This is a genomic window from Mycobacterium sp. (genome assembly GCF_050701515.1).
Lineage (GTDB): Bacteria > Actinomycetota > Actinomycetes > Mycobacteriales > Mycobacteriaceae > Mycobacterium.
The window spans coordinates 1-4,697 of record NZ_JBOGDB010000078.1 but is presented as its reverse complement, the minus strand read 5'-3'; the positions used below and the strand labels follow the sequence as shown (position 1 = coordinate 4,697).

General features: G+C 68.2%; 6 protein-coding genes. 3 read left to right on the top strand and 3 right to left on the bottom strand.

Going from position 1 to position 4,697, the window contains the following annotated elements; all coding sequences use genetic code 11:
- Together ACRDU5_RS06700 and ACRDU5_RS06695 are read right to left on the bottom strand one after the other, a co-directional pair.
- Window positions 1-334 (bottom strand): oxidoreductase (locus ACRDU5_RS06700; protein WP_526613706.1); only part of this gene is annotated, 334 nt, incomplete at its 3' end.
- On the bottom strand, window positions 331-888 hold the full coding sequence (locus ACRDU5_RS06695) for a PadR family transcriptional regulator (RefSeq protein ID WP_526613705.1): 558 nt from the start codon (window positions 886-888) through the stop codon (window positions 331-333). The genes ACRDU5_RS06700 and ACRDU5_RS06695, both read right to left, overlap by 4 nt.
- Before the next feature lie 266 nt (window positions 889-1,154).
- On the opposite strand from ACRDU5_RS06695, the gene fdxA reads away from it, so the two are divergent.
- The 3 genes from fdxA to ACRDU5_RS06680 all read left to right on the top strand — a co-directional run bounded on the left by fdxA (window position 1,155) and on the right by ACRDU5_RS06680 (window position 4,473).
- The gene (gene fdxA, locus ACRDU5_RS06690; RefSeq protein WP_526613704.1) at window positions 1,155-1,478 is read left to right on the top strand and encodes a ferredoxin; all 324 of its coding nucleotides are present in this window, start codon (window positions 1,155-1,157) and stop codon (window positions 1,476-1,478) included.
- Window positions 1,478-2,599, top strand: coding sequence for a succinyldiaminopimelate transaminase (gene dapC, locus ACRDU5_RS06685; protein WP_526613708.1), 1,122 nt, complete (start codon window positions 1,478-1,480; stop codon window positions 2,597-2,599). The genes fdxA and dapC overlap by 1 nt, the downstream gene beginning before the upstream one ends.
- Window positions 2,600-2,697: 98 nt before the next feature.
- Window positions 2,698-4,473 carry an acyl-CoA dehydrogenase family protein gene (locus tag ACRDU5_RS06680; protein ID WP_526613703.1) on the top strand — a complete coding sequence of 592 codons (1,776 nt, stop codon included), beginning with the start codon at window positions 2,698-2,700 and terminating at the stop codon, window positions 4,471-4,473.
- 86 nt (window positions 4,474-4,559) lie between these two features.
- On the opposite strand, the gene ACRDU5_RS06675 is transcribed toward ACRDU5_RS06680, so the two are convergent.
- The coding region (locus tag ACRDU5_RS06675) for a helix-turn-helix domain-containing protein (RefSeq protein WP_526613707.1) at window positions 4,560-4,697 on the bottom strand (138 nt) is incomplete at its 5' end.

The following is a 4,697-nucleotide window of genomic DNA, read 5'->3' as shown; positions in this document are numbered from 1 at the left end:
AGGCATAACGTCCCGCGTGCAGGATCTGCAGCAGGACCTTGCCGCCTGCGTCGTGTACCGCGTCGGTGATGCGGCGATGCCGGCGGGCGTCCGACGACGAGACCATCTGCGACGCGAACGGCAGCAGCCACCCGGTCCGGTTGGGCGCGTACCCGCCGGTGATGATCAGGCCGACACCGCCGCGGGCGCGTTCGGCGAAGTACGCGGCGAGCCGATCCGTGTCGCGGGCGCGGTCCTCCAGGCCGGTGTGCATCGACCCCATCACCACCCGGTTGCGCAGAGTGGTGAACCCGAGATCCAACGGGGACAACAGATTTGGATACGGGTTGGTCACGTCTTCTCCTTCAGTGCCGCCGCCACTTCGTCGAGCCAGTCGACGGCACTTTCTTCGGCTCGGATGCCGCCGCGCAGCACCAGGTATTGATGGAGCGCGCTGCCGCTGAGCGCGGCCGGATCCGGGAATTGCCGCTTCTCGTATCCGCGGTAGGTGTCGAGCAGTTCGGCACGCTCGGCGCGCAGCGTCGCGACCTGGCCACGCAGCGCCGCGATATCGCCGTAGGCCGCCGCACGGACCTTGACGGCCAGATCACGGGTGCGGTTATCGGTCACCGAGCTGCCGCGACCGGTCAGCGATTCGGCGATCCAGCGGGCCAGCTCGGCGCGCCCGGCGTCGGCGACCGTGTACACCTTCTTGTCGGGTCTGCCCTGCTGCGCCACCGGCGTGACGTGCACCCAGCCGTCGTCCTCCATCGCCCGCAGCGTGCGGTAAATCTGCTGGTGGGTGGCGCTCCAGAAATAGCCGATGGACCGGTCGAACCTACGCGCCAGCTCGTATCCCGAGCCGGACTGCTCGCTCAGCGACACCAGAATTGCATGGGGAAGCGCCACGCCGGGAGCATAGAAGCGCAGAGCATCTATATGCAACTTGTTGCACTGCACCCAAGCGCATAGGGGTGTGCGACTAGGCGACTTATATCTGCAACGTTTAGTATCAGTTACTACGGGCCACCCCTACCGGAGAGGCGCAAAAGTTAGGGCACACTGGGACATGTGTCCAGATTCCGACAACGGATACTGGCAGCGACTTCGGCGGGCCCGACATAGACCGGCAGCCCCACTGAACAGGCAGAGCGAGAGGATTTGAGGAGCACTCAGTGACGTACACCATTGCCGAACCCTGCGTCGACCTCAAAGACAAGGCGTGCATCGAGGAATGCCCTGTCGATTGCATCTACGAGGGCGCACGCATGCTGTACATCCACCCCGACGAATGCGTGGACTGCGGCGCATGCGAGCCGGTGTGCCCGGTCGAGGCCATCTACTACGAAGACGACGTTCCCGAGCAGTGGACCGGATACACGCAGATCAATGCCGACTTTTTCGCGGAGCTGGGTTCACCCGGCGGGGCATCCAAGGTGGGCATGACCGAGAATGACCCGCAGTCGGTGATGGACCTACCACCGCAGGCTCACGACTGATAACGCCCAGGCCTGACAGCGCCCGCCGGGCGGTCTCAGCGGGGCTCCCGGTGTTCCCATGGGACACCCTCGCCGACGCGACCGCCCTGGCCCGCTCGCATCCCGACGGCATCGTCGACCTGTCGATCGGCACCCCGATCGATCCGGTCGCGCCAGTGATCCGCGAGGCGCTCGCCGCCGCCAGCGCGGCGCCCGGCTACCCGACCACGGCCGGTACTCCCGCGCTGCGCGCATCCGCGGCTGCGGCGCTGCACCGCCGCTACGGCGTCACCGGGGTGGCAGACGACGCCGTGCTTCCGGTGATCGGGACCAAGGAACTCATCGCGTGGCTGCCGACACTTCTCGGTCTGGGCGCCCATGACGTTGTCGTGGTGCCCGAATTGGCTTATCCCACCTACGAAGTCGGCGTCCGGCTGGCCGGTGCGCAGGCGCTGTTGGCCGACTCGCTAACCCAGATCGGGCCGCGATCACCCGTGCTGGTCTACCTCAACTCGCCGAGCAACCCGACCGGTGCCGTGCTCGGCGCCGACCACCTTCGCAAGGTCGTCGGGTGGGCCCGCGAGCGCGGCGCGATCGTCGCCTCCGACGAGTGCTATCTCGGCCTGGGCTGGGACGCCGAGCCGGTGTCGCTGCTGCATCCGGCGGTGAGCGACGGCGACCACACCGGCCTGCTGGCCATCCACTCGCTGTCCAAGAGCTCCTCGTTGGCCGGCTACCGTGCCGGCTTCGTCGCCGGCGACCCGGCCCTGGTCGCCGAACTGCTCGCGGTGCGCAAGCACGCCGGGATGATGGTGCCGACGCCGGTGCAGGCCGCGATGGTCGCCGCGCTCGACGACGACGTCCACGAACGCGAACAGCGCGAGCGCTACCAGCGCCGAAGGGACGGGCTGCTGCCGGCGCTGGCGACGGCCGGGCTGAAGGTCGACCACTCCGAGGCGGGGCTGTACATCTGGGCCACCCGCGGCGAGCCGTGCCGCGACACGGTGATGTGGTTTGCGCAGCGGGGAATCCTGGTCGCACCGGGCGAGTTCTATGGCCCGCGCGGCGCCCAGCATGTGCGAATCGCGTTGACCGCCACCGACGAACGCGTCGACGCCGCGGTAGAACGGCTTACGGCCTAGCCCGCTCGCGAGCAGTCGCAAAAGCCCCCGACACGCGGGATTTTGGGGACTTTTGCGTCTGCTCGCGCAGATTGCCCAACCTGCAATACCGTCGTGACATGACCGATTACGACGTGGAGGCCGTGGATCGGCTGCCGTTCACGACTCCGGAGAAGTCGGCGCGATACCGCACCGAGAACTATCGGGGCGCGGTGGGTCTCAATTGGTATGCCACCGACCCGACCCTGCAGGCAACCATGGCGTACTACCTGCAGCCCGACGAGCTCGCGATCGCCGAGCCGCACCTGATGCGCGCCGGCGAGCTGATGGGCGGCCCGGTGGCGCGGTGGGCCGAGGAGACCGATCGCAACCCGCCCCGGCTGGAACGCTATGACCGGTGGGGCCACGACGTCAGCCGGGTGATCATGCCGCCGTCGTTCGTCGAGTCCAGGCGCGCGGTGCTCGATGCCCAGCAGGCGTTGAGGGACGAGGCCCGGCGCGCCGGGGTGAACCCGTCGCTGATGCTGTTCGCGTCCAACTACCTGCTCAACCAGGCCGACATCGGGATGGGCTGCGCGCTCGGCACCGGTGGCGGCATGGTGAAGTCGTTGGTCGCGGCGTACGCGCCGCCCGACGTGCGGGACCACGTGCTGGCCAAGTTCGAGTCGGGTGAGTGGGAGGGCGAGACCGCACAGCTGCTGACGGAGCGCACCGGCGGGTCGGACCTCGGCGAGCTGGAGACGACGGCGACGCGCCACGGCGATGCGTGGCTCCTCAACGGCTTCAAGTGGTTCGCGTCGAACTGCAACGGCGAGGCGTTCGTCGTGCTGGCCAAGCCCGAGGGTGCCCCCGACTCGAGCCGGGGGGTGGCGACCTTCCTCGTGCTGCGAACGAGCCGCGACGGATCCCGCAACGGTGTGCGGGTGCGCCGGCTGAAGGACAAGCTCGGCACCCGGTCGGTCGCCTCGGGTGAGATCGAGTTCGTCGACGCCGAGGCGTTCCTGCTCTCCGGCGAGGCGAGCGGCGACGCGGGCCCGGCCGACGGCAAGGGCCTCGGCCGGATGATGGAGCTGACGAATGCGGCGCGGCTGGGCATCGCGCTGTTCGCGCTCGGCAACGCGCGGCGGGCGCTGGTGGAGTCGCTGTGCTACGCCCGGCAGCGACAAGCGTTCGGCGGGGCCCTCATCGACAAGCCGTTGATGCGGCGCAAGTTGGCCGAGATGATCGTCGACGTCGAAGCCGCCCAGGCACTCGTGTTCGACGGCACCGGTGCCGTCAACCACCGGCAGCCGAGAAGCGTGCGCCAGCGCATCGCCGTTCCGGTCACCAAGCTGAAGGTCTGCCGACTCGGCATCACGATGGCGTCCGATGCCATCGAAATCCACGGCGGCAACGGCTACATCGAGACATGGCCGGTGGCGCGGCTGCTGCGCGACGCCCAGGTGAACACCATCTGGGAGGGCCCCGACAACATCCTCTGTCTCGACGTGCGGCGCGGCATCGAACGGAACCAAGCACATGAGCCGCTGCTGCAGCGCCTGCACGACGCGGTGTCGGTGTCCGACGATGACGACACGACTGCCCTGGTATCTCGACGCGTCGAGGATCTGGCCTCGGCGATCACCGCGTGGACCAAACTGGACGGCGCGCTGGCCGAGGCGCGGCTGTTCCCGCTCGCCCAGTTCATGGGCGATGTCTACGGCGGTGCGCTGCTGACCGAGCAAGCCGCCTGGGAGCGGGCCGAACGCGGAACGGACCGCAAGGCTTTGGTGGCCAGGCTGTACGCCCAGCGGTATCTGGCCGATCGCGGGCCGCTTCGTGGACTCGACGCCGAGACCGACGAGGCGATCGAACGTTTCGACGAGCTGGCGGCCGGCGCGTTCGCGGTCACCTAATCCGCGCGAGCAGACGTAAAAGTGCCCGACACGCCGAGGTTTTGGGAGCTTTTACGTCTGCTCGCGAGAAAAGCGACCCGACATGCCTACGGCGAGGGGTCGGTGGCCCGCAATCCCAGGGCCAGCACCAGCCGGTCGTCGGGGTCGTCCAATGACGTCGAGAGCAGCGTCTCGATCCGCCGCACTCGGTAACGCACGGTGTTGGGATGCACGTGCAGCCACTG

Excerpts from the sequence above, each read along its gene's own strand:
- ACRDU5_RS06680 (WP_526613703.1), top strand. The coding sequence starts at position 2,698 with ATGACCGATTACGACGTGGAGGCCGTGGATCGGCTGCCGTTCACGACT.